Genomic DNA, 23,393 nt, shown 5'->3' on the forward strand with positions numbered 1-23,393 from the left:
GAGGACGGATAGGGATGGAACCTTATAAAGTCTTCTTTATTTTGAAAAAGGGGTTATAAGCAGTATGAAGAAAGCACTCAAAATTTTTCTTTCTCTTCTCCTCGTTGCAGGATCGATTTACCTGGTGCGCCAGAGCGCCCCGCGTTTCACTTACAAAGACCAGGTTGCCGTCCTGCTTTATCACCACATCAGCGATACGGACACGAGCAATGTCACGATTACACCGGCGTTGTTCCGCAGCCAGCTCACTTTTCTAAAGAAAGAAAATTATCACTTTATTACGCTCCAGCAGTTCAAAAGCTTTATGGCGGGCGGGAATGTGCCGGATAATGCTGTGCTGGTTACGTTCGACGACGGTTACGAAAGTTTATACGACCAGGCTTATCCGGTGCTGAAGGAGCTTCAGGTTCCGGCCGTTAATTTCGAGATCACGGGAACGCTGGCGGACCCTCGTGCGCGCAAGCTCCATTTTCTCGACGAGCGGCAGCTGAGAACGATCGCAACGGATCGCGACGCCAATATTTCCTGCCAGTGTCATTCCGACAGCATGCATGACAAACAGAACGGAAAACCTCTGCTGACGACGAACATTGTGGTAGACGGCAAAGAGGAGACGGAGGAGCAGTATAAGAAGCGGGTTCTTAACGACGCCCTCGACTGCAAGAAGAAGCTGAAAAAGGCGGGAGAAGAGGAAGTTGATTCCTACGCGTATCCCTACGGCTATTATGATGAAAGGGCTACCTCGCTCCTTCAGAGTGTCGGGTATAAGTACGGATTCACGGTGCTCAGCGAAATGACGACAAGAGCGGACGATCCTATGCAGATTTCGCGCATCACGGCCGGAAGTCCGGATATCACGCCTCAGGTCCTGAACCGGACTATCCAGCGCAATGTGATGGACTTCAACCAGGATTATAATTACGTGCCCCTGCGGGACACACTGAAAGATCTGGGCGGTACGATGACCAGGAACAAGGACCGTACGATTACGTTCTACCTTCATGGCAAGCCCTATCAGTTGGACCCCGAATCGGGAACGATTGAAACGGCGGGGAGACAAATTCCGCTTAAACATCCCATTCTGTTAAAATCGCGCAAAGCGTATATTCATTTCAAGGATCTGGAGAATGTGCTGGGTGTACAAATCGCCCATAATCCTTTGCGTAATTCGTTTTTCGAGCGTTTGACTCCGGCCAAAACAAGAAACATTGAAACGCTTACAAAATCATAGAAAAGGTTAGAAAATACGAGAAAAAGGGTGAATGGAACCGGTAAAACGGTTCTTTCGCCTATTTTCGATATTTTCTGAATATTTACAATAGTTTAATATTTGAGGTAAGATAAAGCCAAGGAGGAACACAAATTTTAAATGGGTATAAGGACATAACCACTTCAACTTGACAACCAGGGGTGATCCCTATAGGACCATAACCACGAGAAGTCCAGACTACAGGAAGGGAGATGAATCCGTTGTACCCAGTTAGCGAAGCATGCCCTTAATAATCGTAGCGGAGGCATGCGGGAACCCAGGAAACGAATGAAGCAGAATGGAGTGTAAACGGACAATTGAATACGTTCAATCAAGCATAGGGGCCTGCCGATTATCACGGATAACCGGGGTCCCTATTTACGTGTCTGTTTACTCGGAGTTTGATCCGAAACGGTGCCGGAGGGCACTTTTTTTATGTCTTTTTTTGGCGGTCCAGCGTGTCCGGCTACCTGAAATTTTAATCCCCAATGAAAAAAAAGAGGCCTTATGACCGTTATCCGCCCGCTGTACAATAAAGAAACCGGGATTTCCACTCTAACCGACAGGAGGTGCGGATACTTGCCAAGCAGCAATCGCTCCCGGACGCCGGCGGCATTTCAGAGCAAACGGGGAGCGGCAGGCTGGATACGCCTGTTTTACAGACAGCGCCAGCTGCAGACGATGGCCCTTCTCGGGGTCGCCTGGATTCTTATTTTCAACTACATACCCATGTATGGGATTTTGATCGCTTTCAAAAATTTCAGCATCATTAAGCCCGTCTCCGAGGCGCCCTGGGTAGGGTTTGAACACTTCCGGGCTTTCCTGGAGGACGAGAACTTGCTCCCCGTCATCCGGAATACACTCGGAATGAGTCTGCTCAAGCTGGTTATCGGATTCCCGCTTCCGATCCTGTTCGCACTTTTTCTAAATGAATTGAGATCGGTGCGCTTCAAAAAAACGGTTCAGACGATCTCGTATTTACCGCACTTTTTGTCCTGGGTCATTCTGGGGGGAATCTTGTCTACCTGGTTGGCGGATACGGGATTGATCAACAAGCTCCTGGAAGGACTCGGTATTCTTCGTGAACCGGTCGCATATTTGGCTGAACCGGCTTATTTCTGGGGCATTGTCGTTTCGACCGACATTTGGAAGGAGCTGGGCTGGTCGGCGATCATTTATTTGGCGGCGATGGCCGGGGTTTCCCCGGAGCTTTACGAAGCGGCCACGATGGACGGGGCGGGGCGTTTTCAGAAAATGTGGGCCATTACGCTGCCGTCGATTAAGGGAACGATCACGATTCTGTTTATTCTCGCCATCAGCGGAGTGCTCAATTCCAACTTCGACCAGATTCTGGTGCTTCGGAATTCGTTGAATGAAAGCGCTAGCAATGTGGTGGATGTTTATGTGTACCAGATGGGGATCGCAAACAGCCGGTTTTCATACGCGACCGCGGTCGGACTCATCAAATCCGTCATTGCCCTGGGTCTTCTGCTGGGAGCCAATTACGTGACCAAAAGATTTAATCAGACATCACTTTTCTGAAGAAAAGAGGCTTGGATTTGATTTTGTTTAAACGGAAAACAGCGGGGGAAGCAATTTTTGACGGATTAAACGGGCTCGTGATGCTGCTTGTCTGTTTTGTGACGCTCTATCCCATCTGGTACGTGCTGGTTCATTCGTTCAACAACGGAACCGATGCGATGCAGGGAGGGATTTACTGGTGGCCGAGGGTGCCGAGCCTGGACAATTACCGGGCCGTTTTTGAAAATACGGGGATTATGAAGGCCATGGGCATTACGGTGGCAAAAACGGTAATCGGCACTGCGGCACACGTGTTTTTCACCTCCATGGTCGCGTACGCGTTCTCCCGCAGGGAGCTGGTCGGACGCCGGGCGTATATGATGCTGGGCACGGTAACGCTTTTTTTCAGCGGGGGGCTGATTCCGACCTATTTGCTCATCCGTGACCTGGGACTGCTGGACAGCTTCTGGGTGTACATCGTTCCGGCGCTGTTTAACTTCTTCGACCTGATTATTTTTCTCGCCTTTTTCCGGGAAATTCCGGCGGGGCTCGAAGAAGCGGCGAAAATCGACGGAGCCGGCGACTTTACGATTTTTTGTAGAGTCGTGCTGCCGGTATCCATGCCGGTCGTAGCCACGATCGCTTTGTTTCACGGGGTATATCAGTGGAACGATTATTTTACGGGCATGATCTATATCAACAATTCCGATCTTCAGCCGATCCAGACCTTCCTTTACAGGGTAGTGGCCCAATCCAGTTCGAACCAGATGCTGGCCGCGGCTCCGGGCGGGATGGCCAAGAACGTCACTTCCCAGTCAATCAAGCTGGCGACGATGGTCGTCACCACGCTCCCGATTGTTCTGGCGTATCCGTTTCTGCAAAAGTATTTTGTGAAAGGGTTTATGATTGGTTCCATCAAAGGTTAGTTTGAACCACTTATGATTCGTATAAAAGGAGACCGATCTTATGCGCAAAACGAGCAGGCTGATTCCTCTGGTTCTCAGCGGCGTCCTCGCTTTAACGGCCGCGGCATGCACGCAAAGCGGCCCGGGAGGCGAAACGGCCAAGCCGGGCTCCACACCCGCGGAAGTCAAGATCGACCCGAACGCGCCGGGGTGGAAGAGCGACACGTCGCCCGTCACGTTCGACTGGTATTTGAATTTCTCCTGGTTCGGGAGCAAATGGGGAGCCGATCCGACCTCGCAGTATATCACGAAGAAAACCGGCGTGAATCTTAACCTGATCGTACCCGCCGGCAACGAGAACGAGAAGCTCAATACGATGATCGCGTCGGGCAAGCTGCCGGATTTTATCACGCTCGGCTGGTATGAGGACGGGGTCAAGAAAATGATCGAGGGCGGGATGGTGCTTCCTCTCAACAAGCTTGCCGACCAGTACGATCCGTATTTCGTCAAGGTGGCGGACCCCGCCAAGGTGTCGTGGTATACGCAGCCGGACGGTAACGTATACGGCTACCCCAACGCCGCGGCTTCTCCTAAGGATTACGAGACTTCGGGGGACAAACAGACGTCGAACCAGACATTCCTGGTCCGCAAAGATATGTACGAGGCGCTCGGCAAGCCCGATATGCGGACGCCGGAAGGGTTTCTCGGCGCGTTGAAGGCCGCGAAAGAAAAGTTTCCCGAAGTGGGGGGACAGCCGCTCATTCCGCTCGGACTGCACGAATTCGGGGACACCGGCAATTATTCGCTGGAAGATTATAACCAGCGTTCTTCCATTCTGCAGAACTTCCTTGCCATTCCGATGGAAAAAGACGGCAAGCTGTACGACCGCACCACGGACCCCGAGTACGTCAAATGGCTGAAAACGTTCCGCAAAGCCAATGAGGAGGGGCTGCTGGCCAAAGACATTTTTATCGACAAGCGGCCGCAGATGGAAGAGAAAATCGCCCAAGGGCGCTACTTCGCGATGATGTATCAGCGCACGGACTTCGCCGCTCAGCAGAATGTGCTGTATGCCAAGGACCCGAACTCCGTGTATATCGCCGTGGACGGTCCCGGCAATGCGAAACAGGACCCGCCCGTCTTGAGCGGAGGCACGATTTCGGGCTGGACGGTCACGCTGATTTCCAAAGACGTCAAGGATAAAGCCAGGGCCATCCGTTTTCTGACGTATATGCTGAGCGAAGAAGGTCAGAAGGATTTCTATCTCGGAGAGAAAGGCGTTTCCTACGATACGATTGACGGCAAAGACCAGTTCAAACCGGAGGCGCTCGCTCTGCTCAACAAAGACCGTACGGCGTTCGACAAACGGTACGGGTCCGCCTATACATTCTGGATGCTGATGGATACGACGATGAACTTGAAATGGGCGCCGCCCGCCGTGGAACCGTTCAAGCAACTGGAAGATTGGACGAAAGGGAAGACGAAAAGCTTCTCTCAATTCGATCAGGTGAATCCGACGGGGACTTCCGAGGAAGGGATCATCGCGGGCAAAATTTCGGCGCTGTGGGGCAAGGCGCTGCCGAAGCTGCTGCTCGCCAAGAGCGACGGGGAATTCGACCAGATTTTCGCCAAGTTTCTGAAAGATCGCGAAAACGCGGGCATCGCCAAAGTGGAAGCGTACCGGCAGAAAATGTACGAGGACAATCTAAAGAAGCTTAAGCAGTTTTGAAATAAGCTTTTCAAAGAACCCAGACTTCTGGGTTTTTTGGAGTTTTGGCGATATACTGGAACTAGTCCGATTCCCATAATTTTTCTTTTGCGCTGCGCGGTAGGGCTTTCTTTTTTCCGATACTCGACTAGGGTGTGATGCGGTGGATATGACAAGCCGGCTATCCGGCTGGAAAGCCCGGACGATCCAGGCGGCAGGCGCCGTTCCGCTGCAGACCCGCTTGATCGTCTCGTATATTTTTATCATGCTGATTCCGGTTGTGCTGCTTTCGATGTACTTGTTTAGTTCTTTCTACGAGAGCACGATTCGGGAAATTGTGAAATCGAACGAGTCGATGCTGGAAGTGGAGAAAACCAATATTTACAATCATATGGAAACGATGGAGAGAACCGCCCAACTGATCGTTTCCGATACGGCCGTCGCGGAATATTTGCAGAGCAACCGCAATCTCGAAGTGAACGAGCTGCTCGAATACCGCCGGAACGCTTACGACAACCTGCTGCGTCTTCAGTTCAACAACCCGAATCTCGCTCATATCCGGTTGTTCACGAGCAATGCGAACGTGAAAGAGATATGGCCGGTTTTTTTCAGCGAGTCCCGGATTACCGGCCAGCCCTGGTACAAACAAGTAAAAGAAAGCTCGGGCACTGTCCAGTGGGTTTTCGGACATTCGGACCCGGATCTCACACGGGATACGTCCGTCCCCTCGATGGATGAACGGGGGAAAGTATCGCTGCTGCGGGAAGTCAGCTTCGTTAAAGGCCAGCATGAGGCGATCGTGCAGGTTGATATGTTCTTCGATCTATTCTTTCCGAAAACGTTCAGCCGGGTGCAGGACGGACAGTCGCAGATGATGATCGTCGACGGAAGCGGGGCCGTTCACACCCTTTATGATACCGCTTTCTTTCGCAAATTGGCGCCATCCGGGTTTCTCGACCGGTTGAACCGGGATGCTTCTTCCGGCGGCAGCTTTGAATTTACAAGCAAAGGAACCCGGTATTTGTGCGTGTACGCGAAGCTCGACCGGCTTGATGCTTTTATGCTGAACATCGTCTCCCTGGAGGAGCCGTTTTCGGATATCGCGAAGACGCGCAATAACCTGATTTTGGCTATGACCGGCCTAATCGCGCTGTTGGCGGTGACGACGTATTTTCTGCTGTCGCTCATTCTGAAAAAGCTGCATGTGCTTCAAAATTCGATGAAAAGGGTGCGCCAGGGCAATTTTCATTTCGATATCGACATTCAAGGCGGAGGCGAAGTGGGGGAACTGGCCCATCATTTTCGTCTTATGCTGCGCAAAATCAACGAGCTGATCGTGGAGGCGGTCAATAAGCAGGCGGCGACGAAAGAAGCCGAGCTGAACTCGCTGAAAAACCAGATCGACTCCCATTTTATGTACAACACGCTGGAAAATTTGAAAATGATGGCTGAAATCAGGGGACAGTACGCGCTTTCGGACGCCCTGACCTCGCTCGGCGGCATGATGCGGTACAACCTGAAATGGACCAGCGATTATGTGCGACTGGCAGACGAGATTCAGCATATCGGCAATTACATCGCCGTTATGAACATCCGTTATGACGATAAACTGCGGCTGCAGCTTGAGATTCCGCCTGAATTTTGGGACCAGAAGCTGCCCAAGATGTCTCTCCAGCCGATCGTGGAAAATGCGGTTAAGCACGGAATCCGCTCGGCAGGCGGCGAGGATGTGCTGGTGATTACCGTGAAGGCGCGGGAGCTGGACGGCCGCATGTCCATCAGCGTTCACGATGACGGCAGAGGAATGTCGCTGCATAAGCTTGAGCAGCTTAGGCTTACGATGAACATGGAGGACGAAGCGTTCCGGCACCGGCATTCCGCCGAAGAACTTCGCGAACGGGAGGGCAGCGGAATCGGCCTGAGAAATGTGAACCAGCGCGTCCGGCTTTACTACGGCAGGGAGTACGGGCTGCAGGTAACGAGCAGGGAAGGGGCATGGACGGAGGTTATCCTGAACCTGCCGTTGCTTTCATTAACCGGAGGGGGATAACGGCTTATGCGCAAATTGTTGATTGTAGACGATGAAAAAAACATCCGGCTGGGGGTTTCCTCCATGATCCGGAGGGAATTTGCCGGGACTTACGAGATTGAACTCGCCTCTGACGGAGAGGAAGCGCTGCAGATTGTGCGCCAGGGGGGCGTCCATATCGTCATTACGGACATCCGCATGCCCGGAATGGACGGAATAACGCTCCTTCGCGAGCTGCAAACATTGCCCGCCAAGCCGCTCGTATTTATACTGAGCGGGCATGACGACTTCGCTTACGCCAAGGAAGCGATCCGCAACGGAGTCAAAGGCTATCTGCTAAAGCCGATCGTGCGCGAAGAGCTCTACGAAGCCTTGCGGCAGGCCGAGAAGGAGCTGGACCGGCAGCTAGCCCGGCAGGAGGCGCAGCCGGGTAAGTTCCCAGCCGGCTCCGGCGAGCTTGAATCGTTCCATTCGAGTCAGCTGAATTATATTCTGATGCATCCGGAGATGGAAGCAGCCGAAATCCGGCAGCGGCTCGCTACCGTTGGATTCACGGACAGCGGCAGCGTCTGGAGGCTCGGGCTGCTGCGCTTTCCGCCGGATCTGCGCCCCCGTGAGCTGGACGAAGGACTCGCACGTTTGGAACGGCTGATTCCGCCGGACCTGCAGCCGCTGCTGAACAGCGCGAGCACGTTCGTCTTCATGGACAAGGACCGCAGCCTTGTCCTGCTGGCGCCGGGCGAGGGCGTGCCGCGCCTGCTGCGGGCGGCTGTCCCGGCCGGGGGGCGGCCTTTGCTGCGCGGAGGCGTCAGCCGGGAGAAGAGCGATGCGGCGCTGTTCAAGGAAGCCTACCGCGAGGCGCTGAGGGCCCTCCGCAGCACCTTTATCGCTTCGGCGGGGGGCAGCGTGCAGCTTGCAGAGGAGCTGGAGGAAAAGCGGGACCGCGGAGAAATCCCGCGCGAGCACATCCGGCAAATTTCCAATAAGCTCGGAACGGGACGGCTCGGGGAAATCAAAGCGCTGCTTGCGCATGTTCTGGACGCGCGTACAGCGCGCGAAGAAGGCATTGCCTACGTGGAAGCGGTCTCGAGCCTGCTGAACAAGGATGTGTTCGATCAGGTTTTTCATACGTACGGGGAGCAATCCGTGGAGATTTTGAGAATATACAAAAAAGCCGGCACGATTGACAATTTCGAACATTACCACGAATACGCGGATTGCGCGGAACGTCTGGTCGAGCTGCTGGACGAATACGTCGGCCGAATGAAACAAGTGCACGTCGATCATATCGAAATCAAGCGGGCGGTCAAATACATGGAAGAAAATTATGCCCGGGATCTCAATATGGCGATGGTATCCAACTATGTATCGCTGAACTATACGTATTTCAGCAAAATTTTTAAGGAATATACCGGGGACAACTTCGTCGGCTATCTTAAAAAAATCCGCATTTCCCGGGCTAAAGAGCTGCTGGAAAGCAGTCATTCCAAAGTGTATGAAATCGCCGAACAGGTCGGCTTTGAGAATACGAAGCTGTTTACCCGGGTCTTCAAGGAAAAAGAAGGCATCACCCCGCAGGAATACCGCGCTAAACGTTACATGGAAGGATAACCCGAAATAACGGACATCCTGCAGTGGGAGAAGTTCCGGCAAATCGCGCTGCCGAACGGAAGCGTGGGATTGAAACGCCGGCGAACGACCAAGTGGTTAGCGCCGTTCTGAATCAGGGAGCTGTGCTGATCGCGAACCGGGACTCCGCCCGCGGAGCCTGGGAAGCTTTCGTCCTTACGGCGGCTCCGTAAACCTTTGCGAACCGTTTGCGTACCTTTAATGCGTACCTTTAATGCGTACCTTTAATGCGTACCTTCAATGCGTACCGTTAAAAAGAGGCTGTCCCTTAGTCACTTTCGTGACTTTCGGGGCAGCCTCTTCGGCTCCGGCAGTTTTTCTATTCCTGTACGGCTCGGATCTCCCCGAAGCCGTTCATGTATTTTCTCAGCGCCTCGGGAATGCGGATCGAGCCGTCCTCCCGCTGATGATTCTCAAGCAGCGGAATCAGAATACGCGGCGAAGCGACCGCGGTGTTGTTCAGCGTGTAGGCGTACGTCAGCCGTCCTTCCGCATTGCGGAAGCGGATGTTCGAACGCCGGGCCTGGAAGTCAAGCAGGTTGGACGACGAATGCGTTTCCCCGTAGGCATTTCGGCTCGGCATCCAGGTTTCGATGTCGAACTGCTTATACGTTTTTTGCCCCATATCCCCGCAGCAAACCGCCACGACCCGGTACGGAAGCTCCAGCAGCCGCATCAATTCTTCCGCGTTTTCAGTAATCTCCCGCAGCAGCGCATCCGATTTCTCCAGACTGTTCTCGCAAATGATGACTTGCTCCACCTTGGCGAATTGATGGACGCGATACAGTCCGTGGACGTCTTTTCCGGCCGATCCGACTTCGCTCCGGAAACAGAGGGAGACGGCCGCCATCTTTACAGGCTCGGCAAGATCCACGATTTCATTGCTGTAGTAGGAGACAAGCGGGACCTCCGAGGTGCCGACCAGCCATTTGTCTTCTTCGGCCAGCTTGAAAGTCTGATCTTCCCCGAGCGGAAAGTAGCCCGTGTTCACAAGGGCATCCCCTCGCGCCATCAGCGGCACGTCCACGGGCATAAAGCCTTTCTCCGTGAGCAGATCGAGAGCAAGCTGCTGAACCGCCCGGTGCAGTAGAACTCCCGCGCCCGTCAAATAATACTGGCGGGGGCCGGCTGTTTTCACGCCGCGGGGGATGTCGATCATGCGATGAAGGTTTCCTAGCGCTACGTGATCCTTCGGCTCGAACGCGAAATCGGGGAGAGTGCCTGCCCGGTACAGCTCGATATTGTCTTTGTCGGACTGTCCGGCCGGCGTATCGGGCGACACGGGATTCGGCACGCGCAGCATCGCCGCCGTGTATGCCTGATCGGCTAACCGGTACGCCGCCTCCAGATCGTTCAGACGCAGATGAATGTCCTTCACCGCTTGTTTCTTGCGTGCGGCCTCAGGCTGATCGCCCTGCTTAAGAAGCATGCCGATTTCTTCGGTAAGCGCATTGCGCGACTGCCGCAGCCCTTCGATCTCGGCCAGTCGGCTCCGCCGCTCCTCATCCAGTTCCAGAAGCTCCGGGATGGAAACTTCGATTCCTTTGTGCCGGGCTGCGTACTCGACTTCCGCTTGATGGGCCCGTATCCATTTTACGTCTAACATGGCACCGCACTCCTTTTTTTGGGTATACAAAAAGCGCCCGTCGTCTTCATGGGACGAGGAGCGCTTTTATGTTCTCGCGGTGCCACCCAAATTGACCGGACGTTTGCGGCGTCCGATCCACTTTAGTTCCGCGGTAACGGGCGGACCCGGTTAACTTAGGGGAAGCGCTGTGCTTCTCCTTGGCGAAAACGCCTCCGAGTTGGATTCTCTTCACGGGCGTGATACCGATATCAATGATTTTGCTAAGTATATACCAGGTCCGCGCAGGATTCAACCCCCCATCCGCCGACATCGGACGGAAACCCGGATTGCCCGCTCCGTTGTTGAGTGGAACGCCACCTTGCGGCAGCTTGTTTTTTTCTTCATGCCAAATGAAGACAATTTCCGTTATTTTCCGTAAAATAAACACATGGAGGTGTCGAGGTTTGCATTTTTTTCTGCGTTACGCCCACCGGATTTTACGTTTAAGCAACGGGCTGCTGGCGGTTTTGGCCCTGCTGTTCGTGCTGTTCGCCTCCGTGTTCGCTTATTGGCTGGAACCGGACACGTTCGAGACCTGGTTCAACAGCCTGTACTGGGTCATGACGACGATGGCGACCGTCGGGTACGGCGATTATTTTATGAAAACAGCTTTGGGCAAGCTGTTCACGATCTTTCTGTATCTGTTCGGAATCGGACTTCTCAGTCTCGTAATCGGAAAAATCATTGATGCCTTTGCGAACTTGAAAATAAGGAGGGAAACCGGAAAAGTGAACTATCATGGCCGCGATCACATTGTTGTGATCACTTGGAACAAGAAGGCTTATTCCGCCGTAGAAGAACTCATCGCAACAGACCCCGAACTGGAAATCGTCATCATAGATGAAAACGAGAAAATTCCGTATGATCACAAAAAGGTTCATTTTGTAAGCGGCGATCCCACTCTAGATAAGACGCTAATCCGGGCCGGGCTGGATAAAGCCAGGTCGGCCATTATTTTCGCCGATGAAATGAGCAGCGGTTCGTCGCTGGTGGACGGCAAAACGCTGCTTATCGCGGCCAGCATCGAAAGACTCGCTCCCGATGTTTATACGACCGCGGAAATTATGTCGGAGAAGCATATTCAGAACTTCCGGCACGTAAAGGTAAACGATTTCATTCTATCGCACGACGCGGTTTCCATGCTGGCCGTCCGGTCGGCGCTGAACGAGGGCAGCGTTGAGCTGTACATGCAGCTGATCAGCAGGCAGTACGGGGGAGAAATTTACGAAGTGCCGGTCAATCCCGCTTGGGCGAACTATTCCGATGCCTTTCAGGACCTCCTTAAAAAAGGGGCGACGCTGCTCGCCGACCGGCAGGATTTAAGCATCAATACACGGTTGAACGATCCGATTCCGGCGGACGCGAAGCTGTTCGTCGTATGCTCGCCCGAGACGTACAAGCATTTGCGAGAACATACATAACTTAATCGTTCAAAAAAGCGGGCTGCCGGAGATAAACGGCGGACCGAGCAACAACCAACAAGCCAAACCTTGGAAAAGGTTTGGCTTGTTTTTATGCAGAACCGGGCTTAATGGCTCATATGAGATCCCCAAAGCGTGTCTTTCAACGTTTCGAGATTCGGTTGAAGCGGGGGATATGTTTCGTGGACGCTCAATTTGATGTTGACAGGAGTATTAAAAGACGGTATATTTTCCGTTATACGTAATCGTAACGATTACTATTAATATAAGGGCGAGAAAGTCGTTTACCTTACATAGCGGGATTGAGAAGGAGACGGAAATGCTAATCGACGCTTTAACGAGGCGGAATTCGGTTATCGTGACACGCTACTAAGTACCAATAAAGGAGTGCGAAGAAATGGATAACAAAATACCCGTGACGGTCTTAAGCGGCTACCTGGGTGCCGGAAAAACAACGCTGCTGAATCATGTGCTGAATAACCGGGACGGCTTAAAGGTGGCCGTTATCGTCAATGATTTGAGCGAAGTGAACATAGATGCGGATCTGATCCGCGACGGCGGGGGGATTTCAAGGACGAACGAAAGTCTCGTCGAGATGTCCAACGGCTGCATCTGCTGCACCCTGCGCGACGATCTGTTGAAAGAAGTGGAGCGGCTGGCGAAAGAAAACCGGTTCGATTATATTCTGATCGAATCGACCGGGGTCGGAGAACCGCTGCCTATAGCTCAGACTTTTACTTATATCGACGAGGAGCAGGACATCGATCTGACCCGGTACTGCCGTCTGGACACGATGGTTACGGTCGTGGACGCTTTCCGGTTCTGGCATGATTACGCTTCGGGAGAAACGCTGCTGGACCGCAATCAGGCCGTCAGCGACGACGACAATCGGGACGTGGTCGATCTGCTCATCGACCAGATCGAATTTTGCGACGTGCTTGTGCTTAACAAATGCGACAGAATCGCCCCGGACGAGCTGCTGGAGCTGGAACGCGTTCTCCGTTCCCTTCAGCCGAAAGCGAAATTCATCCGGTCCGTTATGGGCGAGGTGGCACCGGCCGAGATTTTGAACACGAATTTGTTCAATTTCGAGGAGGCCAGCACTTCCGCGGGCTGGATAAGGGAAATGGAGAAGGAGGAGCATACGCCCGAAACAGACGAGTACGGAATTTCTTCTTTCGTGTATGAGCGCGCCCTGCCCTTCGAGCCCCGGCGTCTGAAAAGCTGGATGGAGGACTGGCCGGCGGAAATCGTCAGAGCCAAAGGAATCATGTGGCTCGCTACCCGGAACAAGTTCGCTCAGAATCTCAGCCAGGCGGGGCCTTCGATCCGGTTCGGACCGGCGGGCTACTGGGTGGCCGCGCTCCCCGAAACGGAGCAACAGGCTATCCTTGCTGAAGAAGGAGATTCCATAACGCACTGGGACCCCGTTTACGGTGATCGCATCAACAAAGTGGTGTTTATCGGGCTTGATCTGGATCAAGAGGAAATTGTCCGTTCCCTGGACGCCTGTCTGCTGACCGAGGAAGAAATGCGGAGCGACTGGAGCCGGTTTGCGGATGAACTGCCTAATTTGGTCGGTGAGCTGAACGAGCCCACTTTTTAGACGAAGCAGGAAGAGTATGAAGAGGAGGTGAATGGGCATGAGAGTGACGGTTACGCTGGCGTGCACGGAAACGGGCGACCGCAACTACACGACGACGAAAAACAAGAAAACTCAGCCGAACCGGCTGGAGCTGCGCAAATACTGTCCGCGCCTTAAGCGCCACACGCTGCACAGGGAAACGCGCTGAAGAAACGGCATCAAATCCATACATGAAGAGCATCTCCTGATTTTGGATGAAAAAGAGCGGGTGACCGCTCTTTTTTTTGTTTAAAAGTATAGTAGACATGGCCTCAGCTAAGAGAGAGAAGGGTTGACGATGGAAAAACCGAAAGATACGAAACAAACTTCCTGTGAGGATGTGGCAGCAGTGCGGGAGGGAATTAAAAATTTCATTAATTACCTGCTTTCCCGGGGGCCGGTGGATAAGGTGATCGAAGGAGCTCGGCAGGCCGTGGATTTTGCCTCCGCTAACATCCCGTTCGAGGCGGCCGCCCGTTACCGGCAGGAAATCGGGGGCATTTTTACGAGTTATGAGCAGCTTCTGTCTATCCCCGGCGTCAGGCGGGAGGTAATCGAAGAACTGGGTTCATATGTGGGGCGCTTGGATTTGGCGAAGCTGAACGCCCTGCTGCCGCAGACAACGTCCGGTAACAGGGTCGAAGCCTACGTGAACGGTCCGGACTGCCTGCGTGTCCTGCTGGACGAGATCGGGAAAGCGGAGCGGTATATCCATTTTTCCGTGATGCTGTTTTTTAACGACCGATCCGGGAAAAAAATTGCCGGAGCGCTGCTGGATGCGCTGAAGCGGGGCGTCGAAGTCCGGCTGATGGCCGATTTCGGAATTACGGCTTTGGGGTACGACAAGAACCTCGACGTGGGAGATATGGAGGAAGTGATCGAACAGCTCGAAGAAGCCGGAGGACAGGTCATCAATACGTTTAAAACGTGCTACGGCAAAGACGAATGGCCTGCCAAGAGAGCGGAGCTGGCTTCCCGGGGAGTGCCCGAAAGCAGCCTGTTTCTCCAGGATTACGTTCAGGAGCAGATGACGATGGGAGTCAACGTGGTGAATCACCGCAAGTTTATGATTGTCGACGGAATCAGCTCCATTGTCGGCTCCGTGAACGTGGGGGATCAGTATTTGTTCGATACGCCGGTTTTGACCGATCCCGAACCCATTTATGCGGAGGGGGACAGGGGTCCGAAGCTTGGCGTACCGGCCCGGGAAGAAGAGTGGCACGACGGGTGTTTCCGAATCCGGGGAGCCGCAGCGTTAACGCTGAACCGGATCTTTTCCTTCCAATGGACGGTGCTTGGCGGCGACGTTTTCGATCCCGAAGATTCTTTCTACAAGCCGGAGACGGATATGCGCTTCGGTGACGAAGAGTGCACGTTATACGCGAGTTTTCCCGGGAATCCGGTGAACGTGATCCAACAGTATTATTTGTCCCTGCTCACGTATGCCGGTGACGAAACGGTGATCGTCAATCCGTACCTGATCGACCAAGCCTTCTGGGACAAGCTGAAAAGCCTGGATGAAGAGAGGTCGAGGTGCATCGCGTTATGCAATCCCCTGCGTGTGAACGACCATCCGACCAACGGTTCGGCGGTGCGCAGCAACATGTACGAGCCTTTTCTCAAAGGCGTGGCTTTCTATGACTACAGTCATACGGAGCGGTTTTCTCATTGGAAAATCACCTATGACAAACGGTCCGGCTGCGTGTTTCACGGTTCCTACAATATTAATGAACGAAGCGCCTGCCACGATTTCGAGCTGGGGGTGCTGGTCAAAGGCAGATCGTTTGCGGACCAAGTGAAAAAAATGATCGACTATGATTTGAGAGTTTCGGAGAAAATCTCCGGGCCGGAAATCTTTTTTAAATATCCCGCCCTGCATCCATCCACGTATTGGAACAAACTGACGCAAAATTTTACCTGACCGGCTCCACGGGATCGACGGGATATACATGATGTATGGGACATACGGGAAGTACGGCGTGTACGGGATATACGGGCCGAACGGTAAGAATGACGGGACTTCCTGCCCGATATTCCGCGTGCGATTACATGCAGCCGTACAGCTCCGCATACGGTACGACGGGTGCGTACACCTGAACCGGTTTAGCGTCACAAAATAAGAGCGGCGCCTTCCGTCGGATAACGGGAGGGCCGCTCTTGTTCGTTTAAAAGGAGGAGCGAACGGAAGCGCACGCACTGAAGTTTATTTTTTCAGCCACAGGGTCGGAACATTGGCAGGCTCCCAGCCGACCAGGGAAGTATGCGACTGCCTGCACTCGTATGTGCTGCCGTTATACGTTACGAGCGTGCCCGCCGTATATGCGGTGTTCGGAGCCCACGGAGCGGTTGCCGGAGGAGCGGAGGTCGTAGCGCTGACGGCATTGCTGTCAGCCGATTCGTTGCCGGCCGCATCGAATGCGCGCACCGTGTACGTGTAAGCGGTACTGGCGCTCAATCCGCTAATCACGGTATCCAGCGTTGTGCCGGAGACGGATTTTACGAGCGCGGCGCCTTGATAGACACGGTAGCCGGTTACACCGACATTGTCGGTGGAAGCGCCCCATTTAAGCGAAACGGACGAAGAAGTCGGCGAACCGACGACCTGCAGCCCGGACGGAGCGGTAGGCGCTGTCGTATCGGATGCGGCAGCCGTTGTTTTGAACGTCACGGCGTTGCTGGCAGCCGAATCATTGCCGGCCGCGTCCGTGGCGCGGACCGTGAACGTATAGGACGTGTTCGCCGTCAATCCGGTCGCGTTGTAGCTCAGCGTCGTTCCGTTCGCAGTCGTGCCCACGAGAGTGGAGCCGTTATAAATCTTGTAGGCCGTCACTCCGACGTTATCCGTCGACGCGCTCCAGCTAATCGTCGCGCCGGTCGCCGTAATGTTGGAAGCTGCCGCGTTTGACGGGGCTGTCGGCGCCGTTGTATCCACCGGGCCTCCGCCGCCGAAATTGGCATCGATTACGTTGTAGAAAGCATTCTCCGTATCCGCGATTTCCCAAACGGCCAGAATGACCTGGTAACCCGTTCTGCTCGGCACATTACAGGTGTCCGTGTACGTGAATCCCGGTTGTTTTCCTTTGAAGTTGACGGAGCAGAAAGGCTGCAGATCGAAGGAAGCGCGGCTTAAAGGCGCGTTCGGATCCCAGTTCTGCTTGGTGATATAGTACTTCCAGCTTGTAGTCGCATGATTGGCTTCAATGGTCCACTTGAACGTATTCGTTCCCGAAGACATGTTCACTTTGGTCCAGCGTGTGGCCGATTGCTGATCGAGTTCCGGAAAGAGGCCGCTTGCGCTGGCAATTTTGCCGTCCGCCGGTCCGGCTGCCGGGAATCCCTTGTAGGCTTCGAGACTTTGCGGCTCGTAAATAATAGCGCCGCAGTTTTTATTTTTGCCGGCAGCGCACAGGTAACCGCGGCTTCCCGGTGATTCGATATATCCGTGCGCCAACGCTTTTTCGGTAAAAAGTAGCAGGCAGAACATCAAAGCAAGTGCCAGTCCGCTTGCGATCAGACACTTGGCCAGGACGGGATTGCGGAGCGAGATTGGGGTCATAATAGAGCCTCCTTGAATGGGTTGGGGTTCGAATCGGAACGAAGGGACGCTGCGCACAAACGCTACTAAATTCGTCATAACCTCCTTTCGGTAAAACCGGTGTTTTCGGACGATTGCGTTCACAAGGTTGCCGGTCTGCCTCCTTTCGGTAGGGGAGTTATATAAACTCTCGTGAGAGCTTATACCAGGTTCGAATGCAGGGTTTTAAAACGCTTACATAAAACAGGGAGGAGACTTACGAAGTAAGCTCCAAGGAAACGAACAAGCCTTTTATAACTAAAATATACATCATTTACCATGTGGTCTCAATCATTTATTTCTAAACTATCGAGGGAAAAAGAAAAGAGTCGAACGAAGGCATGAATCGTTTCAAGTCGCCCGGATCAACAGCAGCTCGTAAGTAACCGGGATACGTCCCTGTGTGCCGAAATCTTTTTCGTAGTGTTCAAACATGCTGCCGAAAAGCCGCCTGGGGCTTAGTCCGGGCACCTGTAAGGCGTTAGTCGTGCTTGCGCCGAGAGCTTTCACGCTTTTTAAGAAGAGGGCGACGTTGGGAAAATACTCGGTCCGCACGAGGCGCGTCGTCCGAATCTCGCCAAAGCCTGCTTGACGCAACATATCCGTCCACTCGTCCCCGCTATGAAAAGACAAACCGTGCCGCTGCGGCGGGACTTCCATAGACCGGTAAGCTTTGTCGAAAGACCGGTGCAGCTCGGTAAACGTAGCGGGGCCGAAGGTGGCGAACATCAACTTGCCGCAGGGCTTTAGGAGCCTGTGCAGGTGAAACAGCGTCTGCGCAGGGCGGGTGAACCACTGGAAGCAGGCGCTGGAAGCGATCAGCCCGTAAGAAGAAGCGGAGGCATCGGCGGCCCATTTCTCGATATCCGTCTGGAGGAAGCGGACTGAGTCGGGCCAGTTGTCCGGGGATTCGGGCGATGCAGGCGCCGGCGCCGAAGATTTCCGGGGAGCGCCGGATCCGCGATCGCTTTGCCCGCTGCGTGCCCCCAGCCGGTTTTTCGCCGCTTCCAGCATGGCGGGCGAGAGATCGGCCGCGGTCATTTCGCCGCCGGGCGGCAGCAAAGCCGCCAGCCGCTCCGTGAGCAGGCCCGTGCCGCAGCCGATTTCCAGCACCGGCAGATGGTCTGCCGGAATACGGGCAAACCGGCTGTGCGGCGGGGACTGCAGCTCGTCCCGGATCAACCGGGCAAGCTGCGCGGTCATATACCGCTGAACCGCGGCATTCTGGTCGTAAAGCCCGGCTGCGCTCCGGTCAAACTGGCGCCGGATTCTGCCGCTCAGATGAGTCATTCCACCAGCTCCTTATCGTTTCGGCGGTTTGCCGTTCTTTTTGCAGAAAGGGACCATGTCCGCATCCGGCGGCTTCCACGAGCACGGCCTGCGGAACGCCCGCTTGTATTTCCAGTGCCGCGCCGTAAGGGCATATCTTATCGTGCGTACCGTGAATCAACAGGGCCGGACAGTGAATGTCCGGCAGCTCGTCCCGCACATCCTCGGAGACAAGAAGCTCAAGGCCGGCGATAAGCCCCGGCACGCTCCAGCCGCTCGCTTCGGGAAGGCCGGCGCCAAGTCCGTCCCGCCGCTCCTCTTTCGTGAACATCTGCCTGCGGAACTGATGCAGCACCCGGTCCGCATCTTGGCGGAGCGCGGGAATCATGGCCTGCACGGAAGCGGGAGCCCAGCCGGACTGCTGCTCGGCGGGCTGGCGCACAAAACGCGCGGTAGCCCCGAACAGCACTAGTCCTGCCGCTAATCCTTCCGAAGCGAGCCGCAGGGCGAGCAGCCCGCCGAGTGACCAGCCCGCGATCAGCAGGGGAGCGGGAGCCGAGCTCTCATGCGGCTCGCTGCTCGGTTCGCCATGCGGTGCGCCGGTCCGGAGGGACAGAGCGAGGCGCCGGACCGACTCCGTGATAGCCCCGGGGGATTCCGCCGAGCCGTAATCCGCATAGAAATGGCGGAATTCCGGCAGCTCCTGCCGGATATCATCGAAGACGGCAGGCGGCATACTCCAGCCGCTGAGCCACAGGATCGAGCCGCTTTTTTTCGAGTAAGCCCGGGGACGTTCATTATATTTACCCGGTTGGAGGACAAACGCCGTGTCGATTGGTGTGGAGTGCTTTGCGCGCTGCTTTGCACGCTGTTCTGCGTTATGCTCGGCAACACGTCTATCTCCGTGCGCTGTGCCATGTCCTAAATTGCGAGCTGCGCTATTTGTGCTGCACTCCTCGCTAAGGTTTTCGCCGTGCTCTGCGCCTCGTTCCATTACCGGGTGAATGCCTTCGCCGGAGGTTTGATAAGGGGCACGCTTCATGCGTGAATCCCCGCTTCCTCTGCCGCGCACACGATACTTTCGGCAGCCTTGTCCAAGACGGCATCGCTATGCGCCGCCGAAAGAGAGAAGCGGACCCGGGCGCTGCCGGCCGGAACAGTCGGAGGGCGTATTGCGGGGGCGGCGATACCGTGCCGTTCAAGCGCCTCGCACAAACGAAGCGAATCGCGGCTGCTTCCGGCAATCACGGGAACGATAGGCGAGTCTCCCGGCATCACGCTCAAACCGGTTTGCGCAAGCTTTTGGCGGAATCTGCGGGAAACTTCCCGGAGATGATTCCGCCGGTCATGGGCGGTCTGCACAATCCCAAGTGCTCGGAATATCCCGGCAGCAACGGACGGCGGCAGAGCGGTCGAATAAACGAGTGGGCGAGCTTTGTTGACCAGCAAGCGGATCAGGGTCCGGCTGCCGGTAATATGCGCTCCGTACACGCCGAAAGCTTTGCTGAACGTTCCCATGATGACGTCGGCTTCCCGGTGCACATCCAGGGCGTGGCAGAGCCCTTCGCCGCTGGGTCCATACACCCCTTCGGCGTGAGCCTCGTCGACCATGAGCATCGCGCCGTAATTATGTTTCAGCTCCACCAGTTTGTGAAGGGGGGCCGAATCTCCATCCATTGAGAAAATGGAATCCGTTACGATCAGCCTGCGCCCTGCTTTATCGGATTTTTTGAGCAGATGTTCCAAATGCTCCACATCGTTGTGCCGGTAGCGGACATGCCCGGCTCGGCTCAGGATGATGCCGTCCGTTATGCTGGCGTGATTGAGCCGGTCGGAAAAAACGGTGTCCCCCCGGCCGACCAACGCCTGTATCGTACCGAGGTTGGCCATATAACCGTTGGCGAAGACGAGCGAGGCTTCCTTCTTCTGCCAGACGGCCAGCTCGGCTTCCAGCTCGCTGTAAGGCGGCCGGTTGCCCGTAAGAAGCCGGGAAGCCGCCGCTCCCGAGCCGCATTTTTCCTGCAGCGCACCGCGCATCGCTTCCGCGATGTCCGGGTGACGGCTCAGGCCCAGATAATCATTGGAAGTCAGATCAAGAAGAGTCTGTCCTCCGCGCACCAAATAGCCGGGAAGCGCGCGGGATACTCCCGTATCCGTCAGCGTGCGTTCCAGAGATTCGTCCTCCAACGCCCGCAGTTCGTTATCGATCCAGCTCATTGTGTTCATATCCGCACCTCGGGAGCTTTTCCGGATAGTTCCGGCGACGGCTCCAGGCACTTAGACAAAAAGGAACGGACCGGAGCCAGATCCAGTGTCGAATGTATGGTATCCGCGAGCAGTTGCGGCCCCGGCCCGTCCCCTATAGGAGGAAAACGGCCCAAAACCTTGACGCCGCCGAATGTTTCGATTAAGGCGGCATTTCCGGCGATGCTCGGGTCCGGCACGTCCGGCGTGTTTTGTACGTCCGATGCTTCCTGAACCCCCGGAGCGCAGATGCCCTCGTTAAGCACGACACCCAGAATGTCAATCCCGAGCTGGCTTAGGAACGAGACCGTCAGGAGGGTGTGGTTGACTGTGCCGAGTCCCGCGCGGGCCACGATCAGCACCGGCATGCGGAGAAAGGCGATCCAATCCGCGAGCAGGGCGTCTTCCGTCAAGGGCACCGCCGCTCCGCCCGCTCCTTCGACGAGCATCGCGTCGTAGCGTGAACATAACGGCTGCCCGGCTTCATAAAGCATGTCCATCGTCAAATGAACGCCTTCTGCCTTTGCGGCGAGAGAAGGCGCAAGCGGTGCGCGAAACGTGAAGGACGCCACTTCTTCCGGCGGATCGGAAATGCCGCTTCCCGCCGCAAGTTTTTCGGCGTCGCTTAGTCCGCTGCCGATAGGTTCGCCGGACTGAACCGGCTTCCAGACGCCCACGTTCCAGCCTTCCGAGCGCAGCGCGGCGGCCAGGGCGGCCATGACGACCGTCTTGCCGATCCCGGTATCCGTCCCGGTTACGAAAATTCCCCGGATTCCACTCAAGGCCGCCACCCCTGTTCTGTAACGTCACGAATAGAAGCGGCGATAATGTCCGTCATGGCCCCCAGCTCTTCGTTTGTGCTTGCCAGCGGGGGGATGAAGACGATCACATTGCCGAGCGGCCGTGTCAGCAGCCCCAGCTCCCGGGCTCTCGTACATACGTGAACGCCAACCCGTTCCTCCCAGGCGTAGGGCTCCTTGGTATTCCTGTCGCGGACCAGTTCAATTCCAATGAGAAGACCTTGCTGCCGGATATCACCCACGTGGGGGCATGCTTTCAGGGGAGAGAGCTTGCCGGCTACAAATTCGGCTTTGGCGGCAACGCTTTCCACCACACGGCGTTCTTCCATCAACCGGAGATTTTCCAAGGCGACCGCACAGCCCAGCGGATTTCCCGTATAGGAATGACCGTGGAAAAACGTTTTCTGCTCCTCGTAGTCCGCATAAAAGGCTTCGTACACTTCGTCGGTCGCAAGAGTAGCCGCCACCGGAAGATAGCCTCCCGTCAAGCCTTTGCCCACCACCATGAGATCCGGTGCCACGTCTTCGAGATCGCAGGCAAACATAGCGCCCGTGCGTCCGAATCCGGTCGCCACTTCGTCGGCGATCAGCAGTACGCCGTGCTTGCGGCACAGCCGGGCGATTTCGCGAAGGCAGCCCTCAGGCATGACGATGATTCCGCTGGCGCCTTGCACAATCGGCTCGACGATGAGACCGGCAATTTCATCCGCGCGTGCTTCGAGCAGAAGCCGCAGCGTTTCCAGCGTTTCGGACATCGCGCCGGATGCGCCGCCCGGGTGCCGGTAAGAATCCGGGTAAGGGACCGTATGCGCCTCAAAAAGCAGCGGACGGAAAACTTCATGATACAGCGGAATCGCTCCTACACTAACCGCACCGATCGTATCCCCGTGATAAGCTTCTTTCATCGTGATAAACGTTCGTTTACCCTCCATGCCTTTGTTTCGGGCGTATTGATACGCCATTTTAAGGGCAATTTCCACGCCGGTTGCGCCCGAATCCGAGAAAAATACTTTCCGGAGCCCGTCAGGCGCGATTTCCGACAGTTTCGCGGCCAGCTCGATGGCCGGAATATTGCTTAGTCCGAGCAGGGTGGAGTGTGCGACGAGTTCAAGCTGCCGGATAATCGCCTGGTTCAGTTCCGGAACACAGTGGCCGTGAACATTGAGCCAGACGGAGGAGAAGCCGTCATAATAAGCTTTTCCCTCCGTGTCAAAAAGCCGGACGCCGTCTCCGCGTTCGATAATGACGGGATCGGCGGCACAGTAATCTTTCATCTGAGTAAAAGGGTGCCAAAGATGGGCTTTGTTCAGTTCGGCCAATTGATTGTAGGTTGTAAGCAAACGAACCGCATCCTTCCGTTTTAATTGTCAACCTTATTCTATAAATACAGGTTAACAATATAACGTTCATTCGAAAATATCAAGTTCGCACAATAAGTGACAATCTCATGGAAAGGAATAAGATTCGCTCTGACCGGCAGTTGGTCCATAATAATCTCAGGACTGCGAAACTTAAACAAAATCACTTTAACTACGACGTACATATATGCGGCAAATATCGACGCGATCACCGTGCTGGTGTTCATTCTTCTAGCATTATGCATTGCAATTCCCCGTTTCGTGCTGGTCTTTGTCCTACCTCTCAAAGCTAAAGCACAACATTTAAGATGATGCCATTACCTCACAATTAATTTCTCCACGGTAAAAATCTAATCTGCTAGCCATATCTCCTTACACATCCAGCTAAAATCTATTGAAATTCAAGGTTCAATTGACCGTGTGTATTCTAGTCAC

Annotated in this window: 19 protein-coding genes; 12 read left to right on the forward strand and 7 right to left on the reverse strand. The window is 54.8% G+C overall.

Translation table 11 applies throughout. The features are described 5' to 3' along the window. Nucleotides 1-64 precede the first annotated feature (64 nt). From KVT34_RS03835 to KVT34_RS03865, 7 genes are all read left to right on the forward strand, one after another. A complete protein-coding gene (locus KVT34_RS03835; protein WP_217556761.1) occupies nt 65-1,231 on the forward strand; it encodes a polysaccharide deacetylase family protein in 1,167 nt (388 codons plus the stop codon). Nucleotides 1,232-1,828: 597 nt separating this feature from the next. After that, the gene (locus tag KVT34_RS03840; protein WP_217556763.1) at nt 1,829-2,791 is read left to right on the forward strand and encodes an ABC transporter permease; all 963 of its coding nucleotides are present in this window, start codon (nt 1,829-1,831) and stop codon (nt 2,789-2,791) included. An 80-nt stretch (nt 2,792-2,871) separates the two neighbouring features. Beyond that, the gene (locus tag KVT34_RS03845; protein WP_427517338.1) at nt 2,872-3,696 is read left to right on the forward strand and encodes a carbohydrate ABC transporter permease; all 825 of its coding nucleotides are present in this window, start codon (nt 2,872-2,874) and stop codon (nt 3,694-3,696) included. A 40-nt stretch (nt 3,697-3,736) separates the two neighbouring features. Next, nucleotides 3,737-5,404, forward strand: a complete 1,668-nt coding sequence (locus KVT34_RS03850) for a type 2 periplasmic-binding domain-containing protein (protein ID WP_217556765.1) — start codon at nt 3,737-3,739, stop codon at nt 5,402-5,404. Between the two features lie 148 nt (nt 5,405-5,552). Next, complete coding sequence (locus KVT34_RS03855; RefSeq protein ID WP_254634602.1) at nt 5,553-7,433, forward strand: cache domain-containing sensor histidine kinase; 1,881 nt, start codon at nt 5,553-5,555, stop codon at nt 7,431-7,433. Nucleotides 7,434-7,439: 6 nt separating this feature from the next. Beyond that, nucleotides 7,440-9,023, forward strand: coding sequence for a response regulator (locus KVT34_RS03860; protein WP_217556767.1), 1,584 nt, complete (start codon nt 7,440-7,442; stop codon nt 9,021-9,023). 23 nt (nt 9,024-9,046) lie between these two features. Next, entirely contained in the window at nt 9,047-9,214 is a 168-nt protein-coding gene (locus KVT34_RS03865) for a hypothetical protein (RefSeq protein WP_217556768.1), read from the forward strand. Nucleotides 9,215-9,360: 146 nt separating this feature from the next. On the opposite strand, the gene serS is transcribed toward KVT34_RS03865, so the two are convergent. Beyond that, nucleotides 9,361-10,647 (reverse strand): serine--tRNA ligase, encoded by a 1,287-nt coding sequence (serS, locus tag KVT34_RS03870; RefSeq protein ID WP_217556769.1) that lies wholly within the window; start codon nt 10,645-10,647, stop codon nt 9,361-9,363. A 169-nt stretch (nt 10,648-10,816) separates the two neighbouring features. Between serS and KVT34_RS03875 the strand changes: the two genes are divergently transcribed. The 5 genes from KVT34_RS03875 to KVT34_RS03895 all read left to right on the forward strand — a co-directional run bounded on the left by KVT34_RS03875 (nt 10,817) and on the right by KVT34_RS03895 (nt 15,634). Then, nucleotides 10,817-11,047, forward strand: a complete 231-nt coding sequence (locus tag KVT34_RS03875) for a hypothetical protein (RefSeq protein WP_217556770.1) — start codon at nt 10,817-10,819, stop codon at nt 11,045-11,047. A gap of 25 nt (nt 11,048-11,072) precedes the next feature. Then, the gene (locus KVT34_RS03880) at nt 11,073-12,089 is read left to right on the forward strand and encodes a potassium channel family protein (RefSeq protein WP_217556772.1); all 1,017 of its coding nucleotides are present in this window, start codon (nt 11,073-11,075) and stop codon (nt 12,087-12,089) included. Nucleotides 12,090-12,486: 397 nt separating this feature from the next. Next, the gene (locus tag KVT34_RS03885; protein ID WP_217556774.1) at nt 12,487-13,695 is read left to right on the forward strand and encodes a GTP-binding protein; all 1,209 of its coding nucleotides are present in this window, start codon (nt 12,487-12,489) and stop codon (nt 13,693-13,695) included. A 37-nt stretch (nt 13,696-13,732) separates the two neighbouring features. Further along, nucleotides 13,733-13,882, forward strand: coding sequence for a 50S ribosomal protein L33 (rpmG, locus tag KVT34_RS03890; RefSeq protein WP_009673609.1), 150 nt, complete (start codon nt 13,733-13,735; stop codon nt 13,880-13,882). A gap of 129 nt (nt 13,883-14,011) precedes the next feature. Beyond that, a complete protein-coding gene (locus KVT34_RS03895; protein WP_217556775.1) occupies nt 14,012-15,634 on the forward strand; it encodes a phospholipase D-like domain-containing protein in 1,623 nt (540 codons plus the stop codon). Between the two features lie 282 nt (nt 15,635-15,916). On the opposite strand, the gene KVT34_RS03900 is transcribed toward KVT34_RS03895, so the two are convergent. The 6 genes from KVT34_RS03900 to bioA form a co-directional block, all read right to left on the reverse strand. Further along, nucleotides 15,917-17,269 (reverse strand): lytic polysaccharide monooxygenase, encoded by a 1,353-nt coding sequence (locus KVT34_RS03900; RefSeq protein ID WP_217556776.1) that lies wholly within the window; start codon nt 17,267-17,269, stop codon nt 15,917-15,919. 369 nt (nt 17,270-17,638) lie between these two features. Further along, complete coding sequence (locus KVT34_RS03905) at nt 17,639-18,577, reverse strand: methyltransferase domain-containing protein (protein ID WP_217556777.1); 939 nt, start codon at nt 18,575-18,577, stop codon at nt 17,639-17,641. Further along, nucleotides 18,540-19,598, reverse strand: a complete 1,059-nt coding sequence (locus KVT34_RS03910) for an alpha/beta hydrolase (protein ID WP_254634517.1) — start codon at nt 19,596-19,598, stop codon at nt 18,540-18,542. Before KVT34_RS03910 ends, KVT34_RS03905 begins: the two co-directional genes overlap by 38 nt. Beyond that, a complete protein-coding gene (bioF, locus tag KVT34_RS03915) occupies nt 19,595-20,782 on the reverse strand; it encodes an 8-amino-7-oxononanoate synthase (protein ID WP_217556778.1) in 1,188 nt (395 codons plus the stop codon). Before bioF ends, KVT34_RS03910 begins: the two co-directional genes overlap by 4 nt. Continuing rightward, the gene (gene bioD, locus KVT34_RS03920; RefSeq protein WP_217556779.1) at nt 20,779-21,582 is read right to left on the reverse strand and encodes a dethiobiotin synthase; all 804 of its coding nucleotides are present in this window, start codon (nt 21,580-21,582) and stop codon (nt 20,779-20,781) included. The genes bioF and bioD overlap by 4 nt, the downstream gene beginning before the upstream one ends. Further along, on the reverse strand, nt 21,579-22,940 hold the full coding sequence (gene bioA / locus KVT34_RS03925; protein ID WP_217556780.1) for an adenosylmethionine--8-amino-7-oxononanoate transaminase: 1,362 nt from the start codon (nt 22,938-22,940) through the stop codon (nt 21,579-21,581). Before bioA ends, bioD begins: the two co-directional genes overlap by 4 nt. Between the last annotated feature and the right edge of the window lie 453 nt (nt 22,941-23,393).

This window comes from Paenibacillus sp. GbtcB18 (assembly GCF_019091125.1).
GTDB classification, from domain to species: domain Bacteria; phylum Bacillota; class Bacilli; order Paenibacillales; family NBRC-103111; genus Paenibacillus_F; species Paenibacillus_F chitinolyticus.

Bases quoted from the DNA above. Each gene is read 5' to 3' on its own strand.
- KVT34_RS03910 (WP_254634517.1), bottom strand. From the start codon at position 19,598: ATGAAGCGTGCCCCTTATCAAACCTCCGGCGAAGGCATTCACCCGGTA.
- KVT34_RS03850 (WP_217556765.1), top strand. From the start codon at position 3,737: ATGCGCAAAACGAGCAGGCTGATTCCTCTGGTTCTCAGCGGCGTCCTC.
- KVT34_RS03855 (WP_254634602.1), top strand. From the start codon at position 5,553: ATGACAAGCCGGCTATCCGGCTGGAAAGCCCGGACGATCCAGGCGGCA.
- KVT34_RS03835 (WP_217556761.1), top strand. From the start codon at position 65: ATGAAGAAAGCACTCAAAATTTTTCTTTCTCTTCTCCTCGTTGCAGGA.
- rpmG (WP_009673609.1), top strand. From the start codon at position 13,733: ATGAGAGTGACGGTTACGCTGGCGTGCACGGAAACGGGCGACCGCAAC.
- serS (WP_217556769.1), bottom strand. From the start codon at position 10,647: ATGTTAGACGTAAAATGGATACGGGCCCATCAAGCGGAAGTCGAGTAC.
- bioF (WP_217556778.1), bottom strand. From the start codon at position 20,782: ATGAACACAATGAGCTGGATCGATAACGAACTGCGGGCGTTGGAGGAC.
- KVT34_RS03900 (WP_217556776.1), bottom strand. From the start codon at position 17,269: ATGACCCCAATCTCGCTCCGCAATCCCGTCCTGGCCAAGTGTCTGATC.
- KVT34_RS03895 (WP_217556775.1), top strand. From the start codon at position 14,012: ATGGAAAAACCGAAAGATACGAAACAAACTTCCTGTGAGGATGTGGCA.
- KVT34_RS03845 (WP_427517338.1), top strand. From the start codon at position 2,872: ATGCTGCTTGTCTGTTTTGTGACGCTCTATCCCATCTGGTACGTGCTG.
- KVT34_RS03860 (WP_217556767.1), top strand. From the start codon at position 7,440: ATGCGCAAATTGTTGATTGTAGACGATGAAAAAAACATCCGGCTGGGG.
- KVT34_RS03905 (WP_217556777.1), bottom strand. From the start codon at position 18,577: ATGACTCATCTGAGCGGCAGAATCCGGCGCCAGTTTGACCGGAGCGCA.
- KVT34_RS03885 (WP_217556774.1), top strand. From the start codon at position 12,487: ATGGATAACAAAATACCCGTGACGGTCTTAAGCGGCTACCTGGGTGCC.